The organism is Paraburkholderia sediminicola (assembly GCF_046027355.1).
In the GTDB taxonomy this organism is placed as follows: domain Bacteria; phylum Pseudomonadota; class Gammaproteobacteria; order Burkholderiales; family Burkholderiaceae; genus Paraburkholderia; species Paraburkholderia sediminicola_B.
Window position 1 is genome coordinate 303,054 of the sequence record NZ_JAQQEK010000006.1, and the last position, 13,240, is coordinate 316,293.

The window sequence follows — 13,240 nt, forward strand, 5'->3', positions numbered from 1 at the left end:
TCCGCACGCCGCTGCAGTCGTGTGCTTCTGCTTACGCCAACGAGTTCGCCAGAGCGCGCAGAGTCTGGCCCGGATCATCTTCGATGGCCGATCCGTGCGACACGAGAATGCGTTTCAGCGATGGAAGTTCCGCCCACTCCAGAAGCTGAGCGCGCAGCGCCTCTTTATCCGCGACGAGGATCAGCTTCACCGGCTTCGGAATATGCGGTTCGTCTCCCGCGAATCCCATCATGCGCAGGAACCAGCCGCCGAACCCCGATTCATGGCGAATGTTGCCGACCAGATCGTTCAACACCAGCGTCGTGCCGTTCTGCGTGCGTATGACGAGCGCCGCCTCATGTCCACGCGTTCCTGGGACGGTCACGAACTGCACGTTCGGATCGCCAAAGGCGGGGTCCGTCGTGTCGACGTGCACCGCTTCTTCCACCTTCGTCCGCGAGCCTTCGGGCGCAACGACCTGCATTAGCGGGTAGCGCTCTTTCCAGATTTTCGCGTCCAGCCGATGATGGTCGTTGGGCACCACCAGAAAGGCGGGGCGCCCGTAGTCTTCGAGCGCTTGCATCTCGAGTTCATCCAGCGCAATTGCGCTGAATATGACCAGTCGTGAATCGTTCAAACGCGCCACGGTCATACGTCGCGGCAGGTCGGTAAGCGGCATGTGGAGTTCGCCGGTCACCGTGAGAACGTTTTCGTCGACTTCCGTGAGCTTGCCATGCGGCAAGACTTTCCACTGCTGAAAAGGCTTGGTCATCGTTGAGCTCCTTTTTTGGAGGCAGTCTCTGTAGATATGCAGTGTGCGCGCAAATCGAGGACCGTCAAGCGGATGATGTGAATGACGCATGTGCTCGCCGCCTCCATCGCACACAGGCTCTGAGCCATGTGAGGCGACTCTTCAGCGCGGTCAGGACGGCAACAGTTTTCGAACCCGATATCGCGGCCGGAACTATTCGGTAATTCCCTTCGCCGCCACGCTGCAAGTGCGATGTATACTTTCCTGCAGGGGCATTCGACGGTTTCAGGACCGGGTAGAACAAGCAGGATCGTCAATGAAAAGAATCTACGGGTACAAAGGCTTTGAGGTCACCGTGGAACTAGAGCCGGTGTGGGAGACTGCGGGCAGCGTGACGCTGCTGCCCCCGCGTGGCTTCGTCGCCGTCGTGCAAGTCAGAACGATGGGTGCGGTGGGCGCTACGCGCCCCGTGGTTGCGCCGATCCGCCTCGGGGCGACCATCCAGCAACCGTTCCCGACACAGGCCGAGGCGCTCATGGCGGGGTATAGCGCCGGGCAACGCGTTGTGGACGACACGTTCGCGCGCTGACGACAGTTGGTTACTCAACAATTCCGATTGGCGGATTGTCCGTGCGCCGGCCTTTGTACCGCCGAAGTCAATGCCGCCGGATGGCTCGCGCAAATACTGGCAAGATTCCTGAAACGAAAAAAAGCCGCAGACATCGCTGCGGCCCGAACACACACGCCGCGCATGGGGCGCTGACGTTGATTCCATCCTACACATCCGTGTTTCTGAAGCAATAAGGTGTCTCGTCTGAATATTTGCGAGCGGCCGCATTGCCACGTCTGCCGTGGAGGGGGATGGGTCTTCGCTGACGCAGGCGTTGCGCAATGGCCACAGGGCCAGCGTCCGGCATCAGGGCCACGGCATCCGAACTGTCATCTGGCCGGCGCCTTCGCCGGCATATCGTTCTGCCGGCTCAAAGAAGCAGCCGCCGTAACGGCGAGGTTATCGTCGCGCGCGTCGATCCACTCAATCGCCCATTGCCGCGCGGCCTCGATTGCCTCGTCTTCGGTTTCGAACCAGGCAAGATTGCGCTCGATGTGCATTTCAGTGTCCACATCGTCGTCAGGCGACGCTCGGATGATCCGCGCATGCGCGAAGAACTGACCAAGCGAAAAATCCGGGGTTGCGTCAATGACCCAGCCGCCGTACTCGTACTTCATGATTGCCTCCGATACTTGGCTAATCGCGATTCGAACCGACAAAGCATGGATTTATCGGGCTGTATTCGCTAAACCTCCACGGGTGAAACGCCGACATCGGGGTCGGCTTGCCGGGCAGCACGCAGCCCGTCGACTCCGCGACGCGATATTCTTATAGATCATTCGTGGTCGAACTGGCCGCGCGGAGCAGGGGCCAGCGGTGTGCAGAAGGTATCCGTGAGACTTGACAGCGGTGCTTCTGGTTCTGGAAAAGACGCGAGGTTTGCAAAAAAATTCTGTCTGAGCGATCTCAAACCTTGCGGTTCGTTTCGCTGACTGCAACGCACGTTCACGCGCAGACCCTGAAGTGCCCGCCGCGTTGTCAACGCCGGCGAGCTTCTCATGCCTGTCCAGGTCGGCTGCACGGACCACGACCACGGCCGGGCGGCGTTACGCTAAGCACGCGCGGAGCTCAATTGTCGTCCGACCTGCTCGGCAAATGTTCGTGCGGCACCGGCTCCGCTTCTGCGGCATCAGGGACATCGACCGTAGTGCGCGGCGCAGGTTTAGGAGCCGTCGACCGGGTGCCCGGCGTAACGCCGTGGACGGGGTGGTCCGGAATTCCTGGCCGGTGAATGGGTCGTGTGGTCGGGGTTGAGGGCATGATTTCCTCCTACGCAGACGTGTCCAGCAACAACCATCATACCTCTGTCGGAGACACACAACGTACCGGCCCAAGCCAGTATTTGACTGCTCTCAGCGAAACGACAGTAGGCCGGCATGCCCCACCGAGCGCTCCCGAACGGTAGCCCGCGTGTCATACCCGACGCAACGAGACTAATACATGCGCTGTCATAAATATTTCGCAATTTTGGGGTAATGATAACAACAGGCTGGCGGCCTATAAATACGATATTCACATATAAATTGACCAATAGATTGCCGTTGAATAGGTGCCGTTAAGTAAGTGGGCTATTAAAACAGTATTATGCAATCCGAATAAATAGAATCCAAGCCAGTCGGGCGTTTCCCTAATGGCCTTGACAGAACGAAGATGCAACGCGTTGCCCTCCGATATAAAAAGAAAACCGAAGGCCGTAAAAAAAGCATTTCACATATTGCGTTCAAAAATTGAGCGGTTATGATGGCGTCTCCGTGATTCGATTTCTCGCATGATTGCTTCGCGGAGGGGGCGGCAGGAATATTTGCCGGCATTCACGCAGGAGAGGTAACTAATGCTCTCCGCGCAGAGAGACTAAATCGAGGAGACGCTATGTTGAGTCCCCATGAATTCGCCACCTTGATGCTCATCAAGGACGCACCGGACCAGATCGAACTGGGCCGCGCTGAACTCGATACGCTGCTGGAGCGGCAACTCATATCGTTGGAAAACTTTGCCTCAGGGCGCCCGCGTGCTCACGTCACAAGCGACGGCGATTCCATTCTCAAGGCCGTCGCCCGGATGCGCTAACTATCTGCGGCGTGCGCCTCCCGGCGAGCGCGCCGAAGAAACAGTCATGAATGAAACGTCTCGGTTGCGGGTTGGTTTGTAGTGCCTGTTGATGTAACGACCGTCGAAGTTCTCGCGACGCATTCTGCCTGACAGGCGTCCTTGCGCTTTGATTTATCCACCATCGCGATCCGTCGCAACACACCCGTCCGATCGGGGGTTTCGTGCACCGGATCGAATTTTGAGGAATTCAACCATGGCTCTATCGAGTCCCGAGCAAGCCGCTGCCGCCAAAGCCAGCCTCGACGCATTCTTCGGGTTGACCGGGAAGGTCTTTGAAGGCGCCGAAAAATTGGCCGCGCTGAACCTGCAGGTCGTCAGGTCCACGCTGGCCGAGGCGCAGGACAACCTGACGAAGGCGCCCGGCACGACAGACCCGCTGCAGTGGTTCGCGCTGCAATCGGGTTTCACCGGGCCTTTCACGGAAAAATCGCTGTCATACGGCCGGCAAGTATTCGATATCGCCTCGACTACGCAGGCTGAAGTCACTCAATTCGCACAGGCGCAGTACGAGCGGTACAACGCACGTGTGCAGGCCTTCATCGAGGAAGCCGCGAAGAACGCTCCGGCAGGTTCCGAAGCAGCGATCGCAGCGTGGAAGTCCGCGATCGGCGCCACTACGACCCTGTACGAAACGCTGCAGAAGACCGGGCAACAGGCCGTGCAGGTCGCCGGTAATAATTTCGATGCAGTGACAGCCACGGCGTCGAAGGCCGCGCGGCGCAACGCCGAGCAGGTTCCCGTAGCCGCCGGCGCGAAGGGATAAGGCCGACGCGGGCAGCGATGCCCGCGTTGCCGTTCTCATTTTATAGGAAGGAATACTTAAGGAGTGGCGCAGTCCATTTCCGATACATCAAGTTCTTGACTGAATGCAGTGTGGCCTCCAGATATCTACGAGGCCGATTTTTTGCGAGGACGATTCGATGGCAAAGCAGATCGCGGTGGTGACGGGTGGAATGGGCGGACTTGGTGAAGCAATCAGCATCAAGCTGCATGACGCCGGGTATGCGGTCGTAGTCACCTGTTCGCCGGCCAACACCGGTGCAAACGAGTGGCTCGCACGGATGGAAGCGCAGGGGCGACAGTTTCGCGCATACGAGGTCGATGTCGCCGACTACGACTCGTGCGACAGATGCGCGGCGCAAATCGCAGCCGAAGTCGGACCGGTCGATATCCTGATCAACAACGCCGGCATCACGCGCGACGCGAGCTTCAAGAAGCTGGACAAGATCAATTGGGACGCGGTAATCCGAACCAACCTCGATTCGGTGTTCAACATGACGAAGCCGGTATGCGACAGCATGGTCGAGCGTGGCTGGGGCCGCATCATCAATGTGTCGTCGATCATCGGGTCCAAGGGCGGCTTCGGTCAGACCAACTATGCGGCGGCGAAAGCCGGCATGCATGGCTTCACGAAATCGCTGGCGCTCGAGGTGGCGAAGAAAGGCGTCACGGTCAACACTATCTCGCCGGGTTATATCGCGACGAAGATGGTGATGGCGGTGCCCGAGGAAATCCGCGAGACGAAGATCATTCCGCAGATTCCGGTCGGCCGGCTCGGACAGCCCGACGAGGTCGCCGCACTCGTGCTGTACCTATGCTCGCGCGAAGCCGGTTTCGTGACCGGAGCCAACATTGCAATCAATGGCGGTCAACACCTGCAATGAAGCGGATAGTCAGCAATGGAGGTTCCGATGAATGAAGCAGTGGCAATCGCCGTAGGTTCGTTCGTGATGGCGACGGCAGCCGTGTTCGTCGCCGCTCACTATCACCAGGAGCAAATGCGTCGAAAACGACTCAGACAGATGGGGCACCATCACTACTGGCGGCATTGGAGCAGCGCCCGGCATTGAACTGCGCTACCGCGCTTCCAGGTGCGGTGACCGCCCGCGGATTCTGCCGGTCCTCGCGACCGGCAGAATCCCCGAAGCCGGCGCAATGAAACACACTTCCTTGGTAGCGCGACACGCCTACGCCTGATCCTTCCAATCGTGCCATCCGACCGGATGCGATCCCAGATAGCGCTTCACCGCCTGCGCGATAGCAGGAAAGAAGTGTCGCTCACCGAACATCTTGAACAGACCGTAATGTTTCAGGCTGTCTTTCACAGGCCCTTTCAACTCCGCGAAGCATAGCGTCACGTTCAATGCGAGCAGCTCGTCATGGAGGCAGGCGAGCGTGTCGGCGGCGCTGAGGTCGACGCTGTCACCGGTTCGGCTGCGATGACGATCCACGCGGTTTTTGCCGGTGCTTCGCGCACGGGCTGCAGCATGCGCTCGCAAAAAATCTCCGTGTTGGCGAAGAAGAGCGGCGCATCCCATCGCGGCATAACGAGCCCGACCATCGCGACACCGACCAGACACGCGATCGATTGCACAATCTCGCTTGCACTCAGTCGATAAAGCCGCCACACGCCGCGCACCTCGAGCAGGCCGAGGCCCCATTTTGTGGCAAAAGGTAGGAACTTCCTCGGAGCGTGCCTTGTCCACGAAGCTCGCCGTCGCCTGATCGGCCGGCACGAACCGCGAGGAGGATGTATCGATGGAAAAAGGACGTGTTGCCGCGCTCGACGTCGGTCGGGCGCTCGCGATCGTCGGTGTCGTTGCAGTACACCTGTCGTTCCAGTTTCCCAATCTGCCGCACAGCGTCACGCTGCTGGCGCGCATGGGCCAATACGGCGTGCAGTTGTTCTTCGTGATCAGCGCGATCACGATTTTTATGACACTTGAAGCGGACCACGAACGTTGCGCGGGCCCGCGTCACGTGACATTGCGTTTCTATATCAAGCGTTTCTTTCGCATTGCCCCAATGTATTACGCCGCGATCGCCGTGTATGGACTGATCAGTTACGGCGCGACGCGCTCAGGTTACGAACCCGCATGGGTGCTCGGTGCCCACGGCGCAACGGATATCCTGCTTAACGTGCTGTTTCTGCATGCGCTGTCACCGACTGCGATCAATAACGTGGTGCCGGGCGGCTGGTCGATCGGTGTCGAGATGCTGTTCTATCTGATCGCGCCGCTGCTGTTTTTCGTCGCGATGAACCGCACGCGCTTGCTGATCGCGACGGTGTTGTTGCTGGCACTGTCGGTCGTGGCGTTGTCGATCGGCGACTGTCACGGCACGCTCGACTGTCATGTAACGAACAACTCGTTCAGCTACTTCTGGCCGCCGGTGCAAGGGCCATGCTTCATCGTTGGAATGTGGGCGTGGTACGCGTTCCGCTCGCATCTGACGGGCACGTCCAGCGTGACGCGGCGCACGGCGTGGCTGATTTATTCGCTCGGCTCGGGTTTCGCGCTCGCGACAGCGGCGCTCGGCGTGTGGCTTGCGAAAGCACATGAACTCGCGCCGGTTGTCGCCGCCTGCAGCGCAGTCGCGTTTCTATTATTCGTCTGCTCGCGCAACCGCCCCGCGCCGGGCGACAATGCTCGCGGCGCCTACATCCGCCGCTGTGCCGACGCGCTCGGCCGAGAAAGTTACGGTATCTACCTGTGGCACTTCATTTGCGTCTACGTGACGTTGCACTTTTTCGAAGGCGTGTTCGGGCAGAGCGGCCGGGAGACGTCGCTTGTGCTCTTCGTCGCGACCGTGCTGGCAGTGCTCGCCGCGTCGTATGTGTTCTCGCGCGCCTCCGACCGCATGATTCAGGGACGCGCGACGCGTCTGTCGCGCAGCATCCTCACCCATGTCGACCGGCGCTTTCATCGGCGTAGCCGGGCCTGATGAGCTGGACGTGCAAGCGACCGTGAGGCACGTCAGTTGCTGAAAAAGATAGGCGGGTCATGGATCAAAATCGGAATTCTGCCGCGAACACACGTGTCTTCTTTCTCAGGTCATGTCTTCTGGCATTTTCCGCGCTATGGTGATGTATGGTTAGGCAGCCCCCGGACAGCGAGCCGCTGCACAACGAGGGGAGAAGCACGGTGCATGAAGATCTAGCGGTGTCGCGCGAAACGATGGTCGAGCGGCAACTGATCGCGCGCGGCATTGTGGAGCCGCGCATTCTCGACGCGATGCGGCGCGTGCCGCGCGAGGCCTTTTTGAGTCCCGATCTGCGCGCGTGGGCTTATGCGGACGCAGCGCTTCCGATCGAAGCCGGCCAGACCATCACGCAACCGTTCATGGTCGCGCGGATGCTGCAGGCGGCACGGCTCAAGCCGGACGACCGTGTACTGGAAATCGGCACGGGTTCCGGCTACGCGGCGGCCGTGCTCGCGGAAATGGTTGCACGCGTCGATACAGTCGAGCGTCATGCGCAACTGGCTGAGAGCGCTATGGAACGGCTCCGCACGCTCGGCTACGACAACGTGAACGTCTACACCGCGGACGGCACGCTCGGGCTGCCGGCGCGTGCGCCGTTCGATGCAATCGTCGCCACCGCATCCGGCCCGGGCGTGCCGCCCGCGTGGAGCGCGCAACTGCAGATAGGCGGCCGGATCGTGATGCCGGTGGGTCCGGGTCCGGAGCATCAGCGGCTGATCCGGCTGACTCGCGACAGCAGCACGACTTACCACGAGGAAATGCTCGACCTTGTGCGTTTTGTACCGTTGATTGGTGCTCAGGGCTGGGGCGATATCGCAGGGAAGTAAGTCGGTGCGGGTGTAGATATCATCCGAAGCGTCTACGAAGAGTCCGCCCGATGCATCTGTCCGTGAACTGGCTGCGACGCCCGCGCATGTTCAGCGGCCGCGCGCGATGCCGGGTGCGCTATGCGAGTGGAGATCACAATGGTCAGCACATTGACGAAAATTCTTCTCATCGTTGTCATCGCCGCGTCGTGTAGCGGATGCTCGCGCAAGGACGACAGCGGAATCGCTATTCCGGGTGGACACAACGGCATTGGCAACAGTGCGTCATCGCCGAGGGCGGACACGGATTCGTGAGTTCTTCACGCGATCCATCGACCGCGGCGCGCGTGCGCGTGAGGTACTCGTCAGGAGGCGCAATCCAGCGGAAGAGCTCTTACCCCTGAGGCAATGCGCAGGGACAAAAGTACGCATCGAGCGCCCACGGTAGCGCGATCAGGCGGCCCACCATCGCCGCGAGTGTATCGGGTGACACCGCCGCGAACGTAATGGTCATTTCTTCGAAGCAGTGACGGCGATCCACACGGATCCGAACGTGGTCCGCCTGGGGCGCCTCGCAACCGAGAACCTGCCACGCGGCAACGACCCTCAAGTTGCCTGCCTTTGCACGCACGGTGAGCCGGTAACGATCGTGCTGGAGCGGTGTGCTGTCCCGAGCCGTCATCCCCTTTGCGGCGGGATCGTCCGGTGCCGCTTCGATTTGCTCGTCGGTCGATTGCATTCTGAACTCCGGATGGCCGGTCATGCGGGACTGGAGCCAGAGCCGATCGGCCGCTCGCAGGACGTCCGCTGTATGAGTATCGTTATAGTTCGCGAGTTCATCGAACGTTAGGACTGCGCGCCGGGGCGTGGCGTGTCATTGCCATGCTGCCTGCTCGGTCGAGGAGAAGGGCAACCAGCGATATGGACGGCTCAATCCCTTAGCGGTTTATAGAAGAAACACGTATGCCAGCGAATTTTTACGCTGCATTGCAACTTGTGCGACGCATCCCAGGCCGTGTGAAAACCGCATCTTCGCGATGCATCTTTGGGCATGTTTATTGCGCCATTAAAGGGGCCGGTGTTGTCTGGCAGCGACCACGAACCATGCAGGAGATTCTGCGATGAAATCGAACTTCAGGAACGTCATGGTGCTCACGGCAATCGTGATACTGACGATGGGTGCAGCCGGCTGCAAGCGCGCCGACAACAGCAGTAGCGGTGCAGGTGCTGATGCCGGCAGCAGCACGGGAGCAATGAGCGCTCCGTCTGCCGCGAGTGGCATGAGCGGCGGCGCATCAGGCGCGAGCCAGTAGCTCTGGTGGGCGCGCGTCTCACCTTCATGGCCATCGCGCGTGGGCCGAGCAGCGAACGACAGCAAGGCGCCGGACACGCAGCGATCCCGGCTCGCATTGCCGCACGCCATCTATAGCGCGTTGCCGCGCGCATTTTATGGAGAAACGCAGCATGGACAACGATCTCGAAGCCCGCATTCGTACCCGGGCGTATCAGCTCTGGGAAAACGATCCGTCACCGGACAGCAACGCGGAAAAGCACTGGGAGGAAGCGCGCCGGCAGATCGAAGCCGAGGGTGATGATGCGCAGGACAGTCCCGAACTCAGCGCCGATCAATCGGCGGAACGGGAGCGGGGCGGGCGGATCGCGCCGGAAGACCAACTGCAGGACGCGCCAGACGGCGATGCGGATGCAGCAACTCAAGGAAAACGGTAGCGTCGGCGCTGCCGGAGGGTTCCAGGACGTGGCTCGCAAATACGGCTCGGCGCTGCCCAATCCGACCATGCGAACTACATTGTCGGAGTAGACAGGATCGCGCTGCTGTTGATGCGGCTGACGCGCTATAGAGAGTTGACACCGGAAGCTTGCGGCCTCGGATGCCCAGTTCGCCGGTCGTCTTTTTGTTCGTTCAATGCGCTGCGTTCAAGCGAGCCTTGACGTCCGCGGCATTACCGTCTTTCGGCGTTTGACATAGCGAAGCAGTGACCTCCGCGCCGAAAAGAAAAACGATGGCGCAAAAATATAACCACATCATCAGTACAGCGAGCGACCCTGCTGCGCCGAATGCGCCTGCCGTTCCAGCGTGCGCGAGGTATAAACCGAACAGGTGCCTGCCAACGGTAAACAGCAACGCCGCGACGGCCCCGCCGATCAACGCGGAACGGAAATTGACCCGCTTGTCGGGGAGCCACTTGATCAGCGCGCCGAGTCCGAAAGTCAGTATCACGAGGCCAAAAATCGACTGCGCGACGCGTCGGCAACAACGCTAAGCGTCGAGCTACCGAAAACAGCACTGCCGGCTGTCTGTATCGCGGCGTCGAGGCCAGCGCGAGACCACCAGCAGAAAGCTGAGCCCCATGAGCAGGCCGAGCGAGACGAGTCGCGCCCGTATCACCCATGCCAGGCCGGCAAGGCCTTGAGGCGATTTCGCCGCGAAGACGACATCGAGTGCTGTATTCAGGCAGGAAAACGTCGCCGAAGCCCCGACGAGAAGCAGCACGACAGAGAACGCCGCCGCCATGCCACTACCACTCGAACGATGCGCGTGTTCGGCGACAGCCTGCATCGCACTGGCGGCCTCATTGCCGAGCAACTGCCTGATCTGACCGAAGAATTGCCCCTGCGCGATGTCGCGGCCGACGAACCAGCCCGTAATCGCGAGGACGATCAGTAAAGTCGGAGCCAGCGAAAACGCGGAGTAGAAACCGATGCTCGCGCCCATCATCGCGCACCGATCCGACGAAAATCGTTCGACGGCGTCCCTCATGACGGCCACTGCGCTGCCTGCTCAGCTGGATCGGGAGCCCGCGTTGCGTCGCTGATATTCCATGTTGCTCTCCCGCCGGCTCGTTGCCTTCAGTGTCCTGGCGTCGAGCAATTTCCGAGCCGCGGGACGTCAGACACTCCTTCTTCGTCGAGGCCTAGTGCAATTCGAGCCACATCGGCTGATGATCCGAGGCCTCGCTGTCCGGATCGACCTCGCAAGCTGCAATGCGCGATGTCAGGTCCTCGGTTACAAAAATGAAATCGCAGGCGAATGGACCCTCCGGCCACTGCTCGTGATCATATAAACCCACTGTCGGGGCGCGCGGCTCGCGAGGGTGCGCGCTGGCCCACGCATCGATAAAACGGGGGGCGTCGGCAATTGGTTCAAGCATCCGGCAATACGCGCTGCTTTCGAACGCACTGTTAAAGTCACCACAGACGACCGCGCTCGTAGGCCGTGCGGTGTCGGAGAACGGGCTGTCGATTTTTTCTGCCTTGGCGGGCGCTCGCGCGTGGTCGCACGCTTCCCTGTGCAGTTCGCGCAATCTGGCGAGCTGCGCGAGCCGCTGCTTCTCCGAATAGAACTCGAGGTGCGTGGAGACCACCCGTATCGCGCCAATATCGGTTTCGATCACGGCTTCGAGCGCGCCTCTCATCATCGACGGCTTGGTGGGATCCGCGGGCCAGGGCAGGGAGTGGCGAAACACTTGCCTGACGGGCAAGCGCGTCATGATCGCATTGCCGAACTGACGCCGATGGTGGCTCGCGCCGAGCGCCGGAAGATCGGCGCCCACTGCGTCGAGCACCGTGAATTCCGGAAGCAACGCGGCCAGTTCGGCGAATTGATCGGCGGATGGCCCGCCGGCCAAACCGCCCGACGCCGGGTCCTCATGAAAACCGCGCGTGACCTCCTGCATGCAGAGGATGTCGAAATCGCACAGTGCACGCGCTTCGCGCACGATTCGGGCGAGGTCGACCCGGCCGTCCACGCCGCGTCCCCATTGAACATTCCAATCGACGAGTTTCATGGCGGTTTCTTCTCCATTCGGCTTACGCCTGCAGGTCCCTTTGGCGTAGAGGTTAGCCGTCCGTATCCGGACCGAGGTAGCCGGGCAATCCCAGCGCCGCGTTGCTCTTTGCCAGTCTGATCGCTTTGCTCACTAGCGCGGCGAATTTCTCGTCGCTGTCCGGCCGCGACAGATTCGAGCGAAAGAAGTCCGCCCAGCGGAATTCTTCCAGAGGGACACTGGTTTTCTCATAGCCGCCGGCATCGCGGACCGCCGCTGCGAGGCTGCGGTACTCATCATCGGGCAGGGCCCAGATGTGTTTCGGCAAATCGGAAAACGGCCGACGTCTGCCTTCGGCGTCGTACGGGTACGTCCACCGTTCGTTTTCCATGCTGAGCCAGAAAGACGCCTGCGAATAAGAGGAAAGATCCCTGACCAAAACGACCGGCACGGACTTGACGCCCACGTGCCAGAGCGCGGCGGCCACGTGATGATGATCGATCGCAAACGGCGCGTCGCCGGGACCGTAGACGATGGGTATCGGTTTTTCGGCGATGGCCATCTCCAGATCGTGCCCGCTCAGCGCTTTGTATTGCTTGATTTTTTCGCGGACCTCCCGCGCGCCGTGTGTCAGCTGGGTGGGGCGTAGGCGTTCGATTTTCAGTGTGGTCATGCCGGTCTCCTGTCGACGGTCTTACTCTGGTCCCATGCAAGGCGGTCGACCAGAGTTGGCGCTGTTCGGAGCGTGTCGCAAGATGCATGCCGTCGGAGCCAAGGAGCAGGATGCATGCGCGGCATCCGCCATTACCGATGCTCACGCATTGTCGCGCCGTGCGGTGAACGTCAATCAGCCGGGCCTGTGCTTTGCTTCCAGATCAAGCCATAGCGGCATGCAATCACGAATAGCAGACGTTGCATCCTTCGACGCCTCGCAACGTTTTGCGGCTCCCCAAAAACCGACCATGTCTGAAGACAAACCGACGCGCCGTACCCGCGGCAGCACGCAGCCCGATCCGAATGTCGAGCGAGACCAGCAACCGGCGACATTAGACGAGTGCCGCCGTTGCGCGCTATGGCGCAATGCGACACAACCGGTGCCCGGCGAAGGACCGAAACGCGCGACGATCATGCTGATTGGCGAGCAGCCAGGGGATGCCGAAGACGTGCAGGGCAGACCGTTCGTTGGACCGGCGGGAGCACTGCTCGATAAAGCGCTCGAAGAGGCCGGGCTGGAACGCAAAGAGGTCTATGTCACGAACGCCGTCAAACATTTCAAGTGGACGCCGCGTGGCAAGCGTCGCATGCACAAAACGCCCGGACAGCGGGAGATCGAAGCATGCGGTTACTGGCTTGAACAGGAACTCCGGAGTACAGCGGCGCACGTGATCGTTGCGTATGGGCCGCCTGACTGCGAGGCGATAAACAACGGGACCATCAA

14 protein-coding genes and 3 pseudogenes are annotated in these 13,240 nt (G+C 60.6%); 9 read left to right on the plus strand and 8 right to left on the minus strand.

All coding sequences use genetic code 11. The features are described 5' to 3' along the window. Positions 1-31: 31 nt before the first annotated feature. Complete coding sequence (locus PQR42_RS13490; RefSeq protein ID WP_408204261.1) at positions 32-751, minus strand: hypothetical protein; 720 nt, start codon at positions 749-751, stop codon at positions 32-34. Between the two features lie 295 nt (positions 752-1,046). Between PQR42_RS13490 and PQR42_RS13495 the strand changes: the two genes are divergently transcribed. Next, positions 1,047-1,319, plus strand: coding sequence for a hypothetical protein (locus tag PQR42_RS13495; protein WP_132374139.1), 273 nt, complete (start codon positions 1,047-1,049; stop codon positions 1,317-1,319). 350 nt (positions 1,320-1,669) lie between these two features. Here the strand turns inward: PQR42_RS13495 and PQR42_RS13500 are convergent, their stop codons facing one another. Then, positions 1,670-1,957, minus strand: coding sequence for a hypothetical protein (locus PQR42_RS13500; protein ID WP_408384307.1), 288 nt, complete (start codon positions 1,955-1,957; stop codon positions 1,670-1,672). Between the two features lie 1,252 nt (positions 1,958-3,209). On the opposite strand from PQR42_RS13500, the gene PQR42_RS13505 reads away from it, so the two are divergent. The 4 genes from PQR42_RS13505 (at position 3,210) to PQR42_RS13520 (ending at position 5,299) form a co-directional block, all read left to right on the plus strand. Further along, positions 3,210-3,407, plus strand: a complete 198-nt coding sequence (locus PQR42_RS13505) for a hypothetical protein (protein ID WP_408204263.1) — start codon at positions 3,210-3,212, stop codon at positions 3,405-3,407. Between the two features lie 235 nt (positions 3,408-3,642). Then, positions 3,643-4,212 (plus strand): TIGR01841 family phasin, encoded by a 570-nt coding sequence (phaP, locus tag PQR42_RS13510; protein WP_408204264.1) that lies wholly within the window; start codon positions 3,643-3,645, stop codon positions 4,210-4,212. Positions 4,213-4,369: 157 nt separating this feature from the next. After that, a complete protein-coding gene (gene phbB, locus PQR42_RS13515) occupies positions 4,370-5,113 on the plus strand; it encodes an acetoacetyl-CoA reductase (RefSeq protein WP_408384305.1) in 744 nt (247 codons plus the stop codon). Positions 5,114-5,140: 27 nt separating this feature from the next. Continuing rightward, entirely contained in the window at positions 5,141-5,299 is a 159-nt protein-coding gene (locus PQR42_RS13520) for a hypothetical protein (RefSeq protein ID WP_165923826.1), read from the plus strand. Between the two features lie 117 nt (positions 5,300-5,416). Here the strand turns inward: PQR42_RS13520 and PQR42_RS13525 are convergent. Beyond that, positions 5,417-5,883, minus strand: a pseudogene (locus PQR42_RS13525) (sodium-independent anion transporter); the annotation flags it as partial. Between the two features lie 104 nt (positions 5,884-5,987). Between PQR42_RS13525 and PQR42_RS13530 the strand changes: the two are divergent. Together PQR42_RS13530 and PQR42_RS13535 are read left to right on the plus strand one after the other, a co-directional pair. Then, a complete protein-coding gene (locus PQR42_RS13530) occupies positions 5,988-7,172 on the plus strand; it encodes an acyltransferase family protein (RefSeq protein WP_408384304.1) in 1,185 nt (394 codons plus the stop codon). A 200-nt stretch (positions 7,173-7,372) separates the two neighbouring features. Continuing rightward, positions 7,373-8,038, plus strand: coding sequence for a protein-L-isoaspartate(D-aspartate) O-methyltransferase (locus PQR42_RS13535; protein ID WP_408204268.1), 666 nt, complete (start codon positions 7,373-7,375; stop codon positions 8,036-8,038). Positions 8,039-8,411: 373 nt separating this feature from the next. Here PQR42_RS13535 and PQR42_RS13540 read toward each other — a convergent pair whose 3' ends face one another. Both PQR42_RS13540 and PQR42_RS13545 read right to left on the minus strand, forming a co-directional pair. Then, positions 8,412-8,756 (minus strand): hypothetical protein, encoded by a 345-nt coding sequence (locus PQR42_RS13540; protein WP_408204269.1) that lies wholly within the window; start codon positions 8,754-8,756, stop codon positions 8,412-8,414. Between the two features lie 327 nt (positions 8,757-9,083). Next, positions 9,084-9,407, minus strand: a complete 324-nt coding sequence (locus tag PQR42_RS13545; protein ID WP_408384302.1) for a hypothetical protein — start codon at positions 9,405-9,407, stop codon at positions 9,084-9,086. 74 nt (positions 9,408-9,481) lie between these two features. On the opposite strand from PQR42_RS13545, the gene PQR42_RS13550 reads away from it, so the two are divergent. Continuing rightward, complete coding sequence (locus PQR42_RS13550; RefSeq protein WP_408204271.1) at positions 9,482-9,745, plus strand: DUF2934 domain-containing protein; 264 nt, start codon at positions 9,482-9,484, stop codon at positions 9,743-9,745. A gap of 193 nt (positions 9,746-9,938) precedes the next feature. Here the strand turns inward: PQR42_RS13550 and PQR42_RS13555 are convergent. The 3 genes and pseudogenes from PQR42_RS13555 to PQR42_RS13565 form a co-directional block, all read right to left on the minus strand. Next, positions 9,939-10,796 (minus strand): annotated as a pseudogene (locus tag PQR42_RS13555) (YihY/virulence factor BrkB family protein). A gap of 154 nt (positions 10,797-10,950) precedes the next feature. Next, on the minus strand, positions 10,951-11,823 hold the full coding sequence (locus tag PQR42_RS13560) for an endonuclease/exonuclease/phosphatase family protein (protein WP_408384300.1): 873 nt from the start codon (positions 11,821-11,823) through the stop codon (positions 10,951-10,953). A 52-nt stretch (positions 11,824-11,875) separates the two neighbouring features. Then, positions 11,876-12,475 carry a ParB-like protein gene (locus tag PQR42_RS13565; protein ID WP_408204273.1) on the minus strand — a complete coding sequence of 200 codons (600 nt, stop codon included), beginning with the start codon at positions 12,473-12,475 and terminating at the stop codon, positions 11,876-11,878. A gap of 289 nt (positions 12,476-12,764) precedes the next feature. Here PQR42_RS13565 and PQR42_RS13570 point away from each other — a divergent pair. After that, positions 12,765-13,223, plus strand: a pseudogene (locus PQR42_RS13570) (UdgX family uracil-DNA binding protein); the annotation flags it as partial. Positions 13,224-13,240 lie beyond the last annotated feature (17 nt).

Excerpts from the sequence above, each read along its gene's own strand:
- PQR42_RS13490 (WP_408204261.1), bottom strand. The coding sequence starts at position 751 with ATGACCAAGCCTTTTCAGCAGTGGAAAGTCTTGCCGCATGGCAAGCTC.
- PQR42_RS13495 (WP_132374139.1), top strand. The coding sequence starts at position 1,047 with ATGAAAAGAATCTACGGGTACAAAGGCTTTGAGGTCACCGTGGAACTA.
- PQR42_RS13500 (WP_408384307.1), bottom strand. The coding sequence starts at position 1,957 with ATGAAGTACGAGTACGGCGGCTGGGTCATTGACGCAACCCCGGATTTT.
- PQR42_RS13505 (WP_408204263.1), top strand. The coding sequence starts at position 3,210 with ATGTTGAGTCCCCATGAATTCGCCACCTTGATGCTCATCAAGGACGCA.
- phaP (WP_408204264.1), top strand. The coding sequence starts at position 3,643 with ATGGCTCTATCGAGTCCCGAGCAAGCCGCTGCCGCCAAAGCCAGCCTC.
- phbB (WP_408384305.1), top strand. The coding sequence starts at position 4,370 with ATGGCAAAGCAGATCGCGGTGGTGACGGGTGGAATGGGCGGACTTGGT.
- PQR42_RS13520 (WP_165923826.1), top strand. The coding sequence starts at position 5,141 with ATGAATGAAGCAGTGGCAATCGCCGTAGGTTCGTTCGTGATGGCGACG.
- PQR42_RS13530 (WP_408384304.1), top strand. The coding sequence starts at position 5,988 with ATGGAAAAAGGACGTGTTGCCGCGCTCGACGTCGGTCGGGCGCTCGCG.
- PQR42_RS13540 (WP_408204269.1), bottom strand. The coding sequence starts at position 8,756 with ATGCAATCGACCGACGAGCAAATCGAAGCGGCACCGGACGATCCCGCC.
- PQR42_RS13550 (WP_408204271.1), top strand. The coding sequence starts at position 9,482 with ATGGACAACGATCTCGAAGCCCGCATTCGTACCCGGGCGTATCAGCTC.
- PQR42_RS13560 (WP_408384300.1), bottom strand. The coding sequence starts at position 11,823 with ATGAAACTCGTCGATTGGAATGTTCAATGGGGACGCGGCGTGGACGGC.
- PQR42_RS13565 (WP_408204273.1), bottom strand. The coding sequence starts at position 12,475 with ATGACCACACTGAAAATCGAACGCCTACGCCCCACCCAGCTGACACAC.